Origin of the sequence: Vibrio pomeroyi (assembly GCF_024347595.1) — a bacterium.
GTDB lineage: Bacteria > Pseudomonadota > Gammaproteobacteria > Enterobacterales > Vibrionaceae > Vibrio > Vibrio pomeroyi.
Map to the genome: position 1 here is coordinate 1,150,275 of NZ_AP025506.1, position 17,770 is coordinate 1,168,044.

The 17,770-nt window shown below is 45.1% G+C and carries 15 protein-coding genes; 11 read left to right on the forward strand and 4 right to left on the reverse strand.

The features are described 5' to 3' along the window. Positions 1–131 precede the first annotated feature (131 nt). From OCV12_RS05175 to udp, 4 genes are all read left to right on the forward strand, one after another. Entirely contained in the window at positions 132–548 is a 417-nt protein-coding gene (locus tag OCV12_RS05175) for a CBS domain-containing protein (RefSeq protein WP_017632179.1), read from the forward strand. Between the two features lie 151 nt (positions 549–699). Continuing rightward, positions 700–2,163 carry an MATE family efflux transporter gene (locus OCV12_RS05180; RefSeq protein ID WP_261885526.1) on the forward strand — a complete coding sequence of 488 codons (1,464 nt, stop codon included), beginning with the start codon at positions 700–702 and terminating at the stop codon, positions 2,161–2,163. Positions 2,164–2,328: 165 nt separating this feature from the next. Then, entirely contained in the window at positions 2,329–4,683 is a 2,355-nt protein-coding gene (locus OCV12_RS05185) for a zinc/cadmium/mercury/lead-transporting ATPase (RefSeq protein ID WP_261885527.1), read from the forward strand. 283 nt (positions 4,684–4,966) lie between these two features. Next, a complete protein-coding gene (gene udp / locus OCV12_RS05190) occupies positions 4,967–5,725 on the forward strand; it encodes a uridine phosphorylase (RefSeq protein ID WP_017632176.1) in 759 nt (252 codons plus the stop codon). 210 nt (positions 5,726–5,935) lie between these two features. Here udp and OCV12_RS05195 read toward each other — a convergent pair whose 3' ends face one another. Both OCV12_RS05195 and OCV12_RS05200 read right to left on the reverse strand, forming a co-directional pair. Continuing rightward, the gene (locus OCV12_RS05195; protein WP_017632175.1) at positions 5,936–7,102 is read right to left on the reverse strand and encodes a DUF1887 family protein; all 1,167 of its coding nucleotides are present in this window, start codon (positions 7,100–7,102) and stop codon (positions 5,936–5,938) included. Between the two features lie 197 nt (positions 7,103–7,299). Further along, positions 7,300–9,291, reverse strand: coding sequence for a methyl-accepting chemotaxis protein (locus OCV12_RS05200; RefSeq protein ID WP_123310059.1), 1,992 nt, complete (start codon positions 9,289–9,291; stop codon positions 7,300–7,302). 276 nt (positions 9,292–9,567) lie between these two features. Between OCV12_RS05200 and hinT the strand changes: the two genes are divergently transcribed. From hinT to OCV12_RS05235, 7 genes are all read left to right on the forward strand, one after another. After that, on the forward strand, positions 9,568–9,918 hold the full coding sequence (gene hinT, locus OCV12_RS05205) for a purine nucleoside phosphoramidase (protein ID WP_004736268.1): 351 nt from the start codon (positions 9,568–9,570) through the stop codon (positions 9,916–9,918). Between the two features lie 238 nt (positions 9,919–10,156). Continuing rightward, on the forward strand, positions 10,157–11,548 hold the full coding sequence (locus OCV12_RS05210) for a COG3014 family protein (protein ID WP_261885528.1): 1,392 nt from the start codon (positions 10,157–10,159) through the stop codon (positions 11,546–11,548). Beyond that, a complete protein-coding gene (locus tag OCV12_RS05215; protein ID WP_017632173.1) occupies positions 11,548–11,931 on the forward strand; it encodes a YcfL family protein in 384 nt (127 codons plus the stop codon). Before OCV12_RS05210 ends, OCV12_RS05215 begins: the two co-directional genes overlap by 1 nt. A gap of 138 nt (positions 11,932–12,069) precedes the next feature. Beyond that, a complete protein-coding gene (gene lpoB, locus OCV12_RS05220; protein WP_017107631.1) occupies positions 12,070–12,660 on the forward strand; it encodes a penicillin-binding protein activator LpoB in 591 nt (196 codons plus the stop codon). A 203-nt stretch (positions 12,661–12,863) separates the two neighbouring features. Next, positions 12,864–13,718, forward strand: coding sequence for a phosphotransferase (locus OCV12_RS05225; RefSeq protein ID WP_261885529.1), 855 nt, complete (start codon positions 12,864–12,866; stop codon positions 13,716–13,718). 108 nt (positions 13,719–13,826) lie between these two features. Then, positions 13,827–14,366, forward strand: coding sequence for an alpha/beta hydrolase YcfP (gene ycfP, locus OCV12_RS05230; protein ID WP_017632171.1), 540 nt, complete (start codon positions 13,827–13,829; stop codon positions 14,364–14,366). Positions 14,367–14,875: 509 nt separating this feature from the next. Next, complete coding sequence (locus OCV12_RS05235) at positions 14,876–16,165, forward strand: NAD(P)/FAD-dependent oxidoreductase (protein ID WP_017632170.1); 1,290 nt, start codon at positions 14,876–14,878, stop codon at positions 16,163–16,165. A gap of 129 nt (positions 16,166–16,294) precedes the next feature. Here OCV12_RS05235 and OCV12_RS05240 read toward each other — a convergent pair whose 3' ends face one another. Both OCV12_RS05240 and OCV12_RS05245 read right to left on the reverse strand, forming a co-directional pair. Further along, a complete protein-coding gene (locus OCV12_RS05240) occupies positions 16,295–16,840 on the reverse strand; it encodes a GNAT family N-acetyltransferase (protein ID WP_261885530.1) in 546 nt (181 codons plus the stop codon). 147 nt (positions 16,841–16,987) lie between these two features. Further along, positions 16,988–17,755 (reverse strand): peptidoglycan binding protein CsiV, encoded by a 768-nt coding sequence (locus tag OCV12_RS05245; RefSeq protein WP_019822453.1) that lies wholly within the window; start codon positions 17,753–17,755, stop codon positions 16,988–16,990. Positions 17,756–17,770 lie beyond the last annotated feature (15 nt).

Below are 17,770 nucleotides of genomic sequence, written 5' to 3' on the forward strand. Positions count from 1 at the left end.
TTTTTAAGGCTTGTTAGGTTTTACCTATCAATAAAATTGTTGAAATCCATTTAGTAAAATCAAGATTTTAGACAACAATTAAGTTAACGAGATAGATAAAGACATCACGAAAGTATTTTAGGGAGAACGCAATGCATTCAATTAAAGTGAAAGATTACATGACGCAGCAGGTTGTGACATTCACTCCTGATATGCCGTTAAGTCTAGCGCTAGACAAAGTGATGCGCAGTCATCACATGGGCGGCCCAGTTATTGATGATAATGAACAAGTAATTGGTTTCCTTTCAGAGCAAGATTTATTAGAAAAATTGGTTAAGGTAAGTTACTTCTGTCAAGACACACACATTGTTGGCGATTGCATGTATCAAGAGGTGTTGTCGGTATCGCCAGATCTATCCATTATTGAATTGGCAGACATGATGCAAGTGGGTAAACCAAAAGCTTACCCTGTGATCGACAACAGAAAGTTGGTCGGAATTATCACCAGGACAGATGTTTTAAGAGCAATTGGCAAGAACTTAGATGAATGCTTCAAACATCCTGTATAGTGACGTGTTAAGAACGATTATTTTTCTCAACACCCATAAATGACAAAAGGCGCACTAGCGCCTTTTTCTTCGTAGAGTTTTTGTAGATCTGTTGTCATAGAGCTCAAACAGCGAAGCTTTGACTTGTGGTGTTCCAGCTTTTGGAGGTTTCATGTCAAACCAAACTGCAAAGTTTGTAGAAGGTTCAACGATGCGCCACATCTTGGTGATGTCGGGGGCTGGCTCTGTTGGCTTGATGGCACTGTTTGTGGTCGATTTACTCGATATGCTGTTTATCAGTATGTTGGGACAAGTTGAATTGGCCGCCGCAGTCGGTTTTGCAGGTACTCTCACTTTCTTCTCTACTTCCGTTTCGATCGGCACCTCTATTGCAATGGGCGCGTTGGTTTCAAAGGCGATAGGCTCTAAAGACAGAGACCACGCAAGAAACCTCAGCACCAGTATCATGTTAACCGCGTTTGTGATCAGTTCGACGGTCACTGCGATTATGTACGCTTACATCCCTGAACTGCTCGCGGCGATTGGTGCGAAAGGTTTGGCGGCAGAACGTGCACAAGCGTATTTACAGATTTTGCTCCCTAGTGGGCCATTCCTAGCCTTGGCAATGGCGGCGGGTGCCGGTTTAAGAGCAGCTGGAGATGCGAAGCGTTCAATGTGGGCGACCTTGTCTGGCGGTATTGTTAATGCAATCTTGGATCCTCTATTTATCTTTGGTTTTGGTTGGAACATCGAAGGGGCGGCCATTGCTTCTGTCGTTGCACGCTTTTCGGTTCTTTTCTTCTCGCTTTATCCTTTGATTCGCAGCCATGAGCTTGTAGCTCCTCCGTCACTGGTGCAGTGGCGCATCAATATTCGCCCAATCTTAGCAATCGCGATCCCCGCAATTATCACTAATACCGCCACACCGATCGGTAATGCGATTGTGACGACCGGTATTGCGCAATACGGTGAAGACTTCGTCGCAGGCTTTGCTGTGATTGGCCGTTTAACGCCCGTGTGTTTTGCTGTGATTTTTGCCTTGTCTGGTGCGGTAGGCCCCATCATTGGTCAGAACTTCGGTGCCGAGCGAATGGACAGAGTCAAAGAGACGCTGAATAACTCGCTGTTAGTGACCACGGTGTACACCATCGCTGTGTGTATTCTTTTGTACTTCATGCAAGGCTATGTGATTCAAGGCTTCAGCCTGCAAGGTGATGCGGCCGTTATTGTTGCTGCGTTTTGTACTTATGTAGCGCTGACCTTCACCTTTAACGGTGCCCTGTTTGTCGCGAACACTTCATTCAATAATCTAGGTAAGCCTCTTTACTCAACGGCGTTGAACTTAGGTAAGGCGACACTGGGTACTCTGCCATTCGTTTACTTGGGTTCACAATGGTATGGCGCGTTAGGTGTGCTGTACGGACAAGCGCTGGGTAATATCTTGTTCGGTTTGTTGGGTATCTTGGTGCTTCGTTACCATATCTCAGAGTTGATGGAAGGATCTCAGGTCGACCCTGTCGAAGACGATGTGTCTATTGTGAGCTTGAATACACAGCCTTTCTGTTCACACGATGCCGTTCTGATTGATGATGTATCCGCAAATAGAGAAGAGTGTGCCGAGCTTAAGCCTCAGTAAGAGTGACCTACTTGGTTGAGACTTTTAAATAAATTGCATTAAACGATAACTTCTCCTTGACCTTGGAGCTACCTCCAAGGTTTATACTTTCGATGAACTTAAGGTTCTGTTGTTGTGCTTAAACGACAACGGCCTCAAGGCTTTTGAGTATTAAGGAGATACATTATGTGCGCAAAACACGCAGCGTGCCGCTCAGCAAAAGTGGACGTTCAACCTCAAGCGGTGGGAGCCGGTTGCTCTAGCCCTAAAATTTCAAGCATCACTGCAGCTGGCGTTTCGTCAGGATGTTGCAGCTCTTCTGCAGCGGCGTCATCGTCGTCTGGAGATGATTGCTGTGGATCGGATAGTGGAGAAGAAGACAGTCAGTCCTCAACCTTATCTCTCGATGCCCAATTTTCCAAAAGTTGGTTGGTTGCCGGAATGGACTGCCCAGCTTGTGCAAGAAAAATAGAAAACGCGATCAGTAACATTGACGGTGTGATTCAAGCGCAGGTTCTCTTTGCTACCGAAAAGCTGGTTGTGAAATTTGATAATGAAAGTCTTGCTGACACCATTGAACAAGTCTCTATCAAAACTGGCTTCCCATTAACGGAAGTGGGTTCTAAGAAAGAAAAACAACAACCAGAGACCTTTTGGCAAGCTCATATTCAACCCAATTTACAGATCATAGCGATTGCAGCTGCAATGCTGTTCGCTGCGCTTCTGAAAAGTACTTCTCCTCAATTAAGTGAAGGCTTATTCACTGTCACCTGTTTACTCGGTTTATACCCGGTAGCGAAGAAAGCCGTGCAATTGGCTCGCTCGGGTACGCCTTTTGCCATCGAAACCTTAATGAGTGTCGCTGCGCTCGGTGCTTTGTATCTTGGTGAAACCGCGGAAGCGGCGATGGTGTTGCTGTTGTTCTTGATTGGTGAGCGCCTAGAAGCGTTTGCGTCATCAAGAGCAAGAAGTGGCGTTCAAGCTTTAATGGCATTAGTACCAGAGAACGCGACCAAGATTATCAACGGTGAACGTGTTGAAGTGGCGGTAAGTGAACTTGTCCCTGGTGATGTCATTGAAGTGGCGGCGGGTTCTCGTTTGCCTGCTGACGGTCAGCTGATGACTGATGCCGCGAGCTTTGATGAAAGCGCGTTAACGGGTGAATCTGTTCCTGTTGAACACATCGAAGGTAACAGCATCATGGCAGGCGCTGTGGTGGTCGATAAAGTCGTGCGTATTACTATCACCTCTAAGCAAGGTGAAAATGCGATTGACCGTATTCTTCACCTGATTGAAGAGGCGGAATCTCGTAAAGCACCACTGGAACGTTTCCTTGATAAGTTCAGCCGTTGGTACACGCCGTTAATGATGTTGGTTGCTTTGTTGGTGATCATCACGCCGCCACTGTTGTTCGCTCAACCTTGGGAAACATGGGTCTACCGTGGTCTAGCGTTATTGTTGATTGCTTGTCCGTGTGCCTTGGTTATCTCGACGCCAGCTGCGATTACTTCAGGCTTAGCAGCAGCAGCGAAGCGTGGCGCGCTAATTAAAGGCGGCGCAGCACTAGAGCAGCTTGGCAAGATTCAAACCATTGCTTTTGATAAGACGGGTACATTGACTGAGGGTAAACCTCAAGTAACCGATATTCAGGCATTATCAGATTGGCAACAAAACGCGATGCTTCGTGTGGTTGGTGCTATCGAAGTGGGATCTACTCATCCATTGGCGCAGTCGCTGGTGGCTAAAGTAAACGATCTGAATATTGAGATCCCAGAATCGCACAACAAGAAAGCGCTGATTGGTAGTGGTGTGGAAGGCGATGTCGATGGTGTTAAATACCAAGTTCTAGCTCCTTCTAAAGTGACTTTCGATCTTGATACTGAGGTTGTGTCTCAGGTAGAAGCTCTAGAAGGCGAGGGTAAGACGGTTGTTATTGCCTTAGAGCTTAAGCATCAAGAAGAATCAGCAGAGCAAGCGACACCGATTGGTTTGATTGCGTGGCAAGATACGTTACGCAGTGACGCTAAGGTTGCGATTGAACGACTTAACGACTTGGGTATTCAATCTATCATGTTGACGGGTGACAACCCACGCAGTGCGGCGGCTATAAGTAGCAAGATTGGTATGCAGTACAAGGCGAGCCTACTTCCAAGCGATAAAGTATCTTATGTTGAAGAGCTTTCTCAACAATCGCACGTTGCGATGGTCGGGGATGGCATCAATGATGCGCCAGCGATGAAAACCGCCAACGTGGGTATCGCGATGGGCGGAGGGACTGATGTTGCGTTAGAAACGGCGGATTCAGCACTGACTCATAACCGCTTAACAGAACTGCCAGCGATGATTGAGCTATCGCAAGCAACCATGAACAATATTCGTCAAAACGTGGCTCTCGCGCTCGGTTTGAAAGGTGTGTTCTTGGTGACGAGCTTGTTCGGAATTACCGGTCTGTGGGTTGCAGTGTTAGCCGATAGTGGCGCAACTGCATTGGTGACATTGAACGCATTGCGTCTGCTTCGATTCAAATCTAAAGCGGATTAAATCGAGCTCACCGACATAGAGCATTCTTAATATAAAAAGCGCCTTTAGCGGTAATACGCTAAAGGCGCTTTTTGTCTCATTAGTATGCAACACAGGCGTATGGATTGCTTATTTTTGTGATGCCAATCGGTTTTTCGTGAAACTTGAAATCTTGTTGCGATCATTCATGTGACGGGTATCACTTCATTTTGTGGTGAGCTTGGTTAGAGTGTGTTCGTACCCCACGAATTTACTATGAGCTTAAATAAGGGTAAAAATCCCAATAAGCCAAAAGGAGCGAACTATGTCTCAAGCTGTTTTCCATTTAGGTGTTACTGAAGCAGATCTTAACGGTGCTACTCTTGCGATCATCCCTGGTGATCCTGCTCGTGTACAAAAAATTGCAGAAGAGATGGAGAATCCAGTATTTCTTGCTAGCCATCGTGAATACACACTTTACCGCGCAGAACTAGACGGCAAGCCAGTTGTTGTATGTTCAACAGGTATCGGTGGTCCATCTACTTCTATCGCTGTAGAAGAGCTAGCTCAACTGGGTGTTCGCACTTTCCTTCGTGTTGGTACTACTGGTGCTATCCAACCTCACGTAAACGTGGGTGACATGATTGTTTCTACTGGTTCTGTTCGTCTAGACGGCGCTAGCCTGCACTTTGCTCCAATGGAGTTCCCTGCAGTAGCTGACTTCGAAGTGGCAACAGCAATGAAAGCAGCCGTTGAAGAGTCTGGCGCTGCAGTTCACATGGGCGTAACGGCTTCAAGTGATACTTTCTACCCAGGTCAAGAGCGTTACGACACCTTCTCTGGTCGCGTTGTTAAGCGTTTCCAAGGTTCTATGCAAGAATGGCAAGACATGGGCGTTCTAAACTTCGAGATGGAATCTGCAACGCTGCTAACTATGTGTGCAAGTTCTGGTCTGAAAGCGGGTTGTGTTGCGGGTGTAATCATCAACCGTACTCAAAAAGAGACGCCTGACCACGATACGCTAAAAGTAACTGAAGCACGTTCAATCAAAGTGGTTGTAGAAGCTGCTCGAAAAATGCTTTAAGTCTTAAAGTGCTCTAAGTTTTAGAGAGCATTAAGTCTTCAAGTGACATTAAATTTTGAAAATGGCCGCATTGAATAATGCGGCCATTTTTTGTGCCGTCTGAAAGTAATCAATAGAGAAAACAGACAACAAAAAAGGCGAGTGACTTAATGGTCATTCGCCTTTTTTAGATTTGCTTAAGAGCGTTGAGCTCCAAGAGTCAATTTGTTTTTAGTACTCTAAATCTTCATTACCGCCAGCAGCTGTAAACCATGCTGTTAGGTGTGTCTTAAGATCTTTCAGTTCGTCAGGGCCAATCAGTGCAAGGCCAAGATCTTCTGCTCGTGTGATGTCGTTATGGCGAAGCGGGCGGAAGCTGACCAACATTGCACGCGCTTGTAGGCCACCTAGTAGGTCTCTCAGCGATTCCAGTTTGTACAAGGTGTCATCACCATCGTCACGCATGCCCTTGGTCTTACATTCGATGATGTGCAGCTTATTGTTCACTACTGATGCTACGTCAAGCTCGTTTCGAACCTCACGCTCACCAAGTTGACGGTATACCTGAACATTCAACGAACGGTCTTGGATAGTCGGCATGTCATCTTGGATTTGTTTCACTGTGCTGTGAACCAGAGTTTCTAACCATTCACCGTTTGAGAAGCGGCGCGCGTCTTCGTTGGCAAAGGTTAAAATACCGTTGTCGTAAGTCGCAATCTTCGCTTCAACCAAATCACTCAATAGCATGTTCAGTTCACGGTAACCTTGTTGCTTCTCAGATAGTCCAACATCAAGTTTCTGTTCTTTACGGCAGGTCGTTGCTAGGTAGTTTAATGTCGCAAGGCCAGGACCTAATTCGAGTGCGTTACTTGCCCAACGTTCACCAAGTTCATACAGTTTCTGATCAAGTTGCGGAGACAGTTGTACATCGCTGAATTCACCACGAGCACCAAATACCGTTAGGTAGTCGTCGATAGTAATGCGGTCTTGAACTTGTGCGTCTTCTTTGCCATTTGGGTACAACCAGCAAAGCTTGTCACTGTTTGGTTCAACCACGAAGATTGGCCAGTGGTAAGTGCGGAATACTTCGTAAACGGAAAGTAGGCGGTGACGTAGGCCACAACTTGCGTTGAGCTTCACTTCTTGACCGCGAGCTTTGAGGTCTTCGGCAAGAGTTTGGATAGATTCTTTAATAACGGATGTGTTTACGATGGTCGGAATCTCGAAAAACTCACTGGTAATGTCGCGCTTCTGCAAAACGCTGTCTAAACGTTTGTACATACTGACTTGATTTTTGTCGCCGATAAACACGATGTGAGTGCTGACCGTTCGGTTATCAAGTAAAGGGGTGAGCAAGCGAATGGGGTCTTGATCGATAATGCCAACATGAACAGCCATATAAATTCCTTAATAGCGGCTCGCTCATAAAGGTGAAAGAAAAAACGGGAAGCAGCAAGCCTTAATAATCATATAATGACAAAGCTCATAAAAAACAAGGGCAACCCTTGATAAAAGTTGCCCTAGCTCAATTAGTTACCACTATTGGGTAAGAAGTCTCAAGAATCTCACTAAATATCTATCGATTCTTCATTTATCTATAGTTTGAATTGATGTACTAAATCACCCTGCTGATTTGCCAGAATTGTTAGGTTTTGGCTCGCTTCTGCAATCGATGACATCGCTTGGTAACTCTTGTCTGCGATGTGGTTGATGTCTTCGATGTTACGTGCAATATCGCCAGACGTTTCACTCTGCTCCGCGGCAGCTTGAGAAATATGTGTACTCATGTGGCTGATCTCTAGAATCAATGCTTGGATTTCTTCCATCGCACTGTTCGCACTCGACGCTTGTTGAACCGACATGTCCATATCGCTCATACAGCTTTCAATCACGTTACTTGCCGTTTTCGAGCTTGATTGCAGGTTGCTGATCATTGTTTCGATTTCAGACGTCGATTGCGTCGTCTTCTGTGCTAGTACTCGAACTTCATCGGCAACGACCGCAAAGCCACGACCTTGCTCACCCGCACGCGCTGCCTCGATGGCTGCGTTTAGTGCGAGTAGGTTGGTTTGCTCTGCGATGCCACGAATCACATCTAGGATTGAACCAATCTGGCTACTCATCTGTTGCAGCTCACCCACAGCACCTACAGATTCGTTCAAGCGAACCTCTAGTTGGTTGATGGTGCTGATGTTGGTGTTCATGATTTGACGACCAGATTCAGAAGCCGACTCTACCTGCTGAACCATGGTTAATGAGCTTTGCGCGCTGTTCGCCACTTCTTGTACAGAATGAGACATCTCTGTCATTGCTGTCGCAACGGTCGCGGTTTGTTCACGTTGGCTGTTCAGTTGAGCCTGCGTTTCAGAAGATGTTTTCTGGTTTACGCTTGCCGTTTTAGTTAAGTCATCTGAAGCGTCATTCAACTTCACAAGGATATTGTGTAGGTTATCGGCCAAGGTATTGATATGGCGGCTCACGCGGCTGAATTCGTTGTCGTAACGAATGTCGATACGCTGAGTCATGTCACCTTCAGTTAGGCCTTCTAATGTCCCTAAAATGCGAGTTAGTGGCTCTCTTACACTGTGTGCAATGTGGTAGCCGATTGCAGCAGCGAATACCGTTACAACAATACCAATCGCAATTGCGTTGAATAGGCCTTTATCGTAAATGCTGCTCGCGTCTGCCAGTGAAGCGTTAAGTTGCTCTTCTGCAGTTACGTTGAATGAATCCAATACTGCCATCGCTTGGTCTACTTCGACTGCTAGGTTTGCAATGTTGACGTACAGTGCTTGTTTCGCTTGCAGGTAGTTGTTGTGTTTGTCTAAAACGCCGCCTTTTTGACCAACGTCTTTAGTGAATTTCTGAACCGATTCATCGAAGACATTTTTAAGAGCAGGCAGCTGTGTCGCTAAACCACGGTATGCGTAGTTTAGGTGTGTCACTGCTTTCTTGTTTTGGTTTACGGCTTTCTGTACGAAGGCAACATCAGAGCTTGCTAGTGCATCTGAAGTGATTACTTCAGCGTCTTGCAGTTTGATGAAGTAGCTCTTCGCCATCACTTTTACAGAGATACTTTTTTGGTCAGCAACGTACTCTTTCATGCCAACCGTTAATTCTGAATGCAGGCGTTGGAAGTCACGTGATGCTTTTTGTACTTGTTCTTGTGCTTCAAACATCGCGACGTAGTTGTTCATTGCTTCGTCTGCTTCTGTAAAGTAGCGTTCTTCCATCGCTCGTAATTGTGCGATGCGTTCGATGAGTGTTGAGTCGTTCTGGCTTGCCGCTTCTAGATTGCTTAGAACTTCAGAAAAAGAGTTTTGAGATGCAGCAAACTCTGTGCGCATTGCAGACATGCGTTCAGCGTTTTGTGTGGTTAAGAAGTCTTTGAATGACTTGTCAGCAGAGAGCAATTGAACACTTGTTTGATTTGAAAGCGCAACAAGCGGTAATGAGGTTTCTGAGACACTCTCAAAATTGCTGTGTATCTGATTCATGCTGTTCATCATGATGGTTATCGTGACTGCGAACATGATGATGATCAGTGCGAAACCAGCGTACATACGCTTGATCACAGATCCCTTCATGGCTTTCTCCCTAATAAAAATGCAGACCTAATGTCAGGTCAAAGTAAAACTAACAAAATTGTCAGCATTCTATTGAGCTCCGCTTACGCATTTTATGACGCATACGGCAAAAATAACCCTCAGTTATAATCAACATGCCATTCTTGAGAGCTAACACTGGTTTTCTTTGATTTGAACGGTGTTTTTTATTATGCTTTAAAGCGGATTTATTGTGGTTTGGTGCGGCATAGCGCATACTCAAAACATTAAAAAGTAAATGTTTTATCGGAGAAAAACATGGCTGAAGAAACCATCTTTAGTAAGATCATCAATAAAGAAATTCCTGCAGATCTGCTATACCAAGACGACTTAGTAACGGCGTTTCGCGATATTAACCCTCGCGCTCCTAGTCATATCCTAATTATCCCGAACAAGCTGATTCCAACGACCAACGATGTTGAAGTGGAAGATGAAGCGATGATGGGACGTATGTTTACTGTTGCTCGTAAGTTAGCAAAAGAAGAAGGCATCGCAGAAGATGGTTACCGTCTTATCGTGAACTGTAATTCTCACGGTGGCCAAGAGGTTTACCACATTCACATGCACTTAGTGGGTGGCCGTCCACTTGGCCCTCTGCTAATGAGCTAGTGCGTTAGTTAATGAGCTAGCCAAAAAAGCTAACGAGTTAAGTAACATAAGTAGCTAGTTGGAAAATTTGTAGTTTGTATGCCAACTTTAAGTTTTATCTGTTGTCTGAATATCGGCATCGATTAGGTAGAGCCTAAAAAGCAAGGTATCCACTTGCTTAAGATCCTTTTAACAACACGTTTCGTTTTGATAATGAGACACATAAAGTTGGCATTTTAAACATGCACGGAGACGATAAGTGAAGCAACAGTTTAGATTCGCTTCCATTGCCCTGTTATCGGCGTTGACCGCGGGTTGTGCGAGTATGTCTGCAGGCAGCCTGTTCAGTCATTACAGCGCGCAAAACAAAGCTATCTATCAAGCAGTGAAATCTGGAGATTATTCAGAGGCTCAACAAGAGTTACCAGATTACGCAGCAGGCGACATCCTTGATAACTTTGAAAGAGGCAGAATTAACCTGCTGGATCAAAAATACCCTGAGAGTAAGTCTTCGTTTGAACTGGCTGATCAGGCCGTAAAAGATCAACAAAACAAAGCTGTGATCTCTATTTCAGACAGTGCGACCAGCGTAGGTGCGTTGGCTGTTAACGACAACATTACCGAGTATGTGCCGCCTGATTACGAGTTAGGCTTTCTTCATCTCTACCTCGGTTTGAACTACCTCAAGAAAAACGATTTAGAAGGTGCGGTGATTGAAATGCGTCGCGCCAACCAAGTTCAAGAACAAGCAAAGAAACAACGTGAAGCCGAGCTAGAAAGAGCCGCTAACGATGCGAAGAAGCAAGGCTTGTCTGCCAATGTCGGTAGTATCCTTGCAAATTATCCGGATGCGGGTAAGAAGTTACAGTCAGTCCAGAATGCGTATTTGATGTTTTTGTCGGGGCTGTTTTATGAAGCTTCAAACGATTTAAACAGTGCTTATGTCGACTATCGACGCGCTTTGGCGGTTATGCCGGAGAACCAAGAGATCATCGATAGAACGATGGCGACAGCCGCTCGTTTAGGCATGCGACAAGATTTAGAGACACTTGAAAAGCGTTACAAGCAATCGTCTAAGCTTGCTGGCGGTCAAGGCCGTGTGATTGTTCTTCAAGAGCAAAGCGCTGTTCAAGCAATGGACAGTTGGCGATTGGATTTACCTGTTTATGACAGTCGCGATCAAGGGGCAATATATTCTCTTGCGCTGCCATATTACCCGAGCCAAAACGTAGAGCGTTTTTCTGCGTTACGAATCAGCGGACAACCGTTACAAGAACACTTGATTACGGATGTAAACGCGATGGCTCAGAACGATTTATCTGAGCGTATGACGACAATTGTTATTCGCCAAGCGCTGCGTGTGGTCGCGAAAGATCGCATTCGTAAAGAAGCAACCAAGGGCGATGATGTCGGTAATATCTTGTTCAATGTGTGGAACACACTGACAGAGCAACCAGATACGCGCAGTTGGCAATCTTTGCCTGCAGAGATTAAGAGCAGCACGTTTGTAGCAAATAGCGGTCAATATACGTTAGAAGCGGGCGCTAAAACGTATGACTTTGATATTCGAGAAGGGCAAACCACCTTGGTTTGGATTTCTCGACAAGGGAATAACGCAACAATGTGGCATAAACAGCTAGGGAGGCTGTAATGAAAAAGTGGTTAGTGAGCTTAGCAGCGGTTATGGCTCTGGCTGGTTGTGCTGATAATACAGCTGGCGTAAGGGTTGATAGTCTGACTCAGAACGTTTTCTTTGGTGACAAGGTATTGGGTAGCCGTTTACAGGTTGAAGATATCCGCACCGATCTAGTCGACGGTCATACGCGAGGAATCGTTCGTTTAAACAGTAACTATAAAGGCGATCAACATATCCTTTATCGTTTTTACTGGTACGACGATGCTGGGCTTGAGGTCAACCTAAAACAAGGCCCTTGGAAACAAGCGATTGTTCGTGGCTTTGAAAGTCTTTCGTTGTCGGAAGTGTCGGTAAACCCGAAGGCAACTCAGTTCCGAGTTCAGTTCCGAGAGCAGTAAGCTCGATTAGAATAGATTTAGTGACAACTGGCTTTAGTTAACATCAACTAGAGTTTCAGAAAGCGAATTCATTGATTCGCACAGACAAGAATTTAAGAGTGTGGGTAACCCCACTCAGTGATAAGTTGAGGAAACAAAATGAAAAAGAGTGTCATTGCGCTACTAGGTTTAGCGGTTATTTTAGGCGGTTGTTCGAACAAGGTAAGCTACGGTGATGCACAAGCAGTAGAAACCACGACAATCGATTTCGGTTCAACTGACCTTCAAACGATTGCGGGTGAAATGGTCGATAGCATGATGGCTTCTGGTTCAGTGTCTTACATTACTCGTGAACAGCGTCCAATCGTGTTCGTTGAGCGAATCAAGAACAAAACAAGCGAGCACATCGATACTGAGTCAATCACTGACACAATCAGTACTAAGATGTTGAACTCTGGTAAGTTCCGTTTCGTTGATATGGACCGTGTAGAGTCTGTTCGTGACCAACTGAACTTCCAAAACAATGATGAGCTAGTTAACCAAAGCTCAGCAATCCAGTTCGGTAAAATGGTTGGTGCTCAGTACATGTTGTACGGCAACCTATCAAGCATCGTTAAGAAAGACGGTAGCGATGAAGACGTATACTACAAAATGACGATGCGTCTGATGGATCTTGAGTCTGGCTTGATTGAATGGGCTGACGAGACTGAAATCCGTAAGCAACAATCTAAGAGCCTACTGGGTCTTTAATTTCGCTTACTTGCCAACTATGCGCCGCCAGTTTTGACAGCGCTTACTCTTGAAAGAGCTTGATCTTGACGGTGCTTAATCTTGAGAGTGCATAGCTTGGTCACACGCCAATGCAGTACATGATGTGCTGTTAATGAAGAGACACTGGCTTTTTGTCAGTGTCTTTTTTGTAGGGAAACAAAGACGTTTATAGGGAATAAGCAATGGCAATTTTTTCTTGGTCTGAGGCTAAGCTTCTTGATACCAGTTTGAGTTCGCTTGATGGTTACTTTTCTGAGCCCCCAGTTAGGGCGCAGACTCTGACAGGCGGTTTGACTAATCGATGTTGGAAGTTGGTTTCAGCCGATGGCACAGCGTATGTGTGGCGCCCAATCACACCGATTACCAAAGCCTTCTTTATCTCTCGCCATGAGGAGTATCAAGTGCTCTCTGCGATTGAGCGTCTTGGTATTGGCCCAAGCCCGGTGGTAGTGAATGAGCAAGGGCTACTGGTTGAATGGATTGATGGTGAGACTCTTTATGAAGGGTTAGACATTGAAGACCTGTTGAAAACGTTGATCTCAGTGCATCTGGTTAACACTGCGCGATTGCCGCTCCAACCTTTCAGTTTTACAGCGAGAGTTGACCATTACTGGCTGCAGCTTGATGCGATTCATAAGACGGAAACCTGCACCAAAATTTACCAAGAGTGGCGAACCGCTCCAAGTATTCCAAGCGTTGATCTGTCTTTGTGCCATTTTGATTTAGGTGGTTACAACCTAGTGAGAAGCAGCGACGAGATTAAGATTATTGATTGGGAATACGCCGCGCTAGCTGACCCTAGGCTTGATCTAACCTTAACCATTGCGGTTGCAGGTGTACCAGTTTCGGAAGCGGTTAACAAGTATTGTCAGCTGCGAGGTATTCATGATGTTCAGCCTTGGCTTGATGGTGTAGAAGCATGGTTACCAAGAAGCCAAATGATGGCGATGTTATGGTATTTGCTTGCTCACCAGTTATGGGGTGATGAAAGTTACCTGCGCGAAGCAGAGGCTCTAAGTCACACTTTATGTAGCTAGGATCACGTTTAGGAAGTGAAAAATATAATTTCGGTGGTCTTCCCTTTAAAACCTTGTTTTTCGTGTTAGATTGATCAAAACGTACCAATATTCAACGGGGGAGGTACAATGATTATCTATCTACATGGCTTCGACTCAACAAGCCCGGGCAATCACGAAAAAATACTGCAGTTGCAATTCATTGATGATGATGTTCGTTTCATTAACTACAGTACTTTGCATCCAAAACACGATATGCAGCATTTGCTAAAAGAAGTGCATAAAGTGATAGAGCAATCCGATGATCCGCATCCAATCATTTGTGGTGTTGGTTTAGGTGGTTTTTGGTCTGAGCGTATTGGTTTCTTATGTGGTATTAAGCAGGTGGTCTTCAACCCGAATCTACACCCTGAGAACAACATGGTGGGTCGCATTGACCGTCCAGAAGAGTACGAAGATATCGCCACTAAGTGTGTTGCTCAATATCGTATGAAGAACAAAGGTCGCTGTTTGGTGGTGCTTTCTCGTGAAGATGAAATTCACGACAATAGCAAAACAGCCGCTGCGCTCGAAGATTACTACGACGTAATCTGGGACGAGAAAGAGAGTCATAAATTCAAAAAGATCTCTCAGCACCTTCAGGCAATGAAAGCGTTTAAGAACGCCTAATCACTCCGGTTATTTTATAAAAGCAGCACTCATTTGGGTGCTGCTTTTTCACATCTGAATCTTGGAGATTGGTATTGATAAAGCAGTTGTATATGTTTTATTGCTCAGTTTGTGCATTTATAGATAAGTTTGCGCAAACGTTAACTAATTAGCCGCGAATCCTCATTGCGGGTAAGGATTTTTGTTGCGGTCATCTTTTTGCTATATATAATGTTCCCAAGCAAAATATTTTGACAAATATCAAAAAAAATTGAGAGCGAGTGAAGAACTTGCCCATAATTTGCGTTCTATCTCTCAGCTAGACGCCTTTTTTATCCATGTGAGCAGAGCGACAAACGAATGTTTGTTGTTTGTAATCCCTCTAACTACTCGGTGAGCTGTCGTTATTCTTTTTCGCGGTTATCCAATATGTCACAGCCTTATCAACAAGGCCGAGTAGATACATAGAATTTATCGGTTGGAGCAATCGGACCGAACCCCATTTATTCATTTTGTAGAGGATTGTCATTGTGACAAAAATTATCGTAGTAGGCGGCGGTGCTGGTGGTTTAGAACTAGCAACTAAGCTAGGCCGAACTTTAGGTCGTAAGAAACGTGCCCAGATCACTCTGGTAGACCGTAAAGCAAGCCACCTATGGAAACCATTACTTCATGAAGTAGCAACTGGCTCACTGGATGAAGGTGTTGATGCATTAAGCTACCGCGCACATGCAAAAAACCATTACTTCGACTTCCAAATGGGCAGCCTGAACGACATCGATCGTGAGCGCAAAGTGATTGCACTGAGCGAACTGAAAGATGAGCACGGTGAACTGCTGATGCCAAGCCGTGAACTTGAATACGACATTCTTGTTATGGCACTAGGTTCAACGTCGAACGACTTCAACACTCCAGGTGTTCGTGACAACTGTATTTTCCTTGATAGCCCAGAACAAGCGCACCGTTTCCGTACTGAAATGAACAACCAGTTCTTAAAGCTGCACGCTAAAAATGGTCAAGGCACGGTAGACATCGCGATTGTTGGTGCTGGTGCGACAGGTGTTGAGCTTTCTGCAGAGCTACATAACGCGGTTAAAGAGCTTCGTACTTACGGTTTCGGTGATCTAGATTCAAGCAAGCTGAACGTAAACCTAGTGGAAGCGGGTGAGCGTATTCTTCCTGCTCTTCCTCCTCGTATTTCAAGCGCAGCGCACTCTGAGCTAACGAAGCTTGGTGTAAACGTTCGTACGAATACTATGGTGACGCAAGCTGATGCTGATGGCCTAACAACCAAAGACGGCGACAAGATCCCTGCACAAATCATGGTATGGGCGGCTGGTATTAAAGCGCCAGATTTCATGAAAGATATTGGTGGTCTTGAGACTAACCGTATCAATCAACTGGTTGTGAAAAACACGCTGCAAACGACGCTTGATGACAACATCTTTGCTATTGGTGACTTGGCGCAATGTACGCAAGCGGATGGTTCATTCGTTCCACCACGTGCACAAGCGGCTCACCAAATGGCAAGCTGCGCGTTTAGCAACATCATTGCTAAGCTGAATGGTCGTGACCTGAAAGACTACATCTACAAAGATAAAGGCTCACTGGTTTCACTAAGCCGTTTCTCTACTGTAGGTAGCTTGATGGGTAACCTGACTAAAGGTTCGATGATGGTTGAAGGTCGTATTGCGCGTGTGGTTTACATCTCTTTGTACCGCATGCACCAGATGGCACTTCACGGTTTGATCAAAACATCACTGATGATGTTGGTTGGTCGTATTAACCGTGTACTTCGTCCAAACCTAAAGCTTCACTAATCAGGTAAGCCTGATAAATGGCTTCACGCTGATAATAAAAAAGAGCTCTTCGGAGCTCTTTTTTGATCGTGCCAGTTTAGTGACATTTACCCAGTTTAGTGATTTACGCTTATCACTGAGTTGTAGCGGTTAAGCCGTTGGCGGCAATACAGAGTAAACGACGCCATCTTTCGGTTTTCCGTCAAACAGAAATCGATTCTTGGCAATGGTTTCTCGCTCTGCACCACACTTTGCTATCAGCTTTTGGCTTGGTAGATTTTCGGTATCACAAACGATCTCTAGTCGCGTTAGCTTAAGCTGAGCAAAGCAGAACTCAAACAAGGCCAGCATCGCTTCTTTGGCAATGCCTCTCCTTTGAAACTCGTCACCGACCCAATAACCTAAACTTGCCATATTGAAGGTGTGGTAAAGCTCATTGATCGCAACCATTCCGACCAGCTTATCGGTTTTTCGCTCAAAAATACCAAAACCAAACGCATCGGCTTTGACCCAGTTCAGACGAGTTGCCAGAATGAATTTTTCGGCTTCGACAATAGAAAACTCATCATGACACCAGTCTACCCAAGGTAATAAGCTCGGTGAAGATTTTATCAGCTGAGCAAACTCTTGAGCATCTGAGGCTTCAATGATTTTGAGGCTTAGATTCTGTGTATTGATCTGAAAGTCTGGGCTCATAGGACGCACCAAATAACATGTAACGGCTAATAAAACGCCCTCACAACGGAGGGCGTATTCAATGCTTAATACAACTTCAATTCTTTATATCAAGTTCCACTCTCTATAAGAATAGTTGAGCTGCTAGCTGAAGACTGATTACGTGGCTTATTGAGCGACGCGACGTACTTGAATCACCATGCCAAGAAGCGGGTGGTCTAGGTAGTGAGTCTCTGTACTGCGCATGCGACGTTTTTGTTCCATGCGGTAGCTCTTAAGGAACTCTTGCACTTCAACGGTCGGAGAGATCTCGGTAAGGTTACCCACCTGAACATTGCTCTCTGCACCACTTACTGGCGAATCTAGTTCGATTTGCTGTTCTTGCAGCGTCACTTCACGAACGCTTGGCGCTTTTAAATCAAGCGTCGTTTCAGCATATAGGTAGTGCTGTACGTAGATTTGTAGCTTGCCATCTAATTCGTAAAGCGGCTTATCAATGGTCTCTTCTTGGAAACCATCCGGATTTGATGCAGTCACAGCACCTTTCTCAGAGCCGTCGGCATTGAACTGTTTAGAGAAGTCTTTACCTGCTTGAATATGGAAAACAGGTGCTGAGCTCTTACCTTGGTCACCTTGACGCCAAGCAGTGTGCATCAGAACTTCAAAGCCTGCGTGTTTACGTAGCTTGTCTTTCTGAGGTGTTAACTTGTATTCCGAGTAAGGAAGCATCTGCACGCCTTTCTTCGCTCGGTATTGGGTATCTTGAAATGAACCAACGCGCTCAAGTGAAATCTTAGGCTGTGTGTTTGGCCAAGATTCATTTACTTTTTCTGCATCAACAGCGCGCTTAAAAATGATCACTTCTATATCAAATTGTCTCTGCGCCAAACTTGGCAGTGAGACGAACAATAGTAGCAGTGGGATCAGTCTTTTCATTTTTACTCCGTCTTC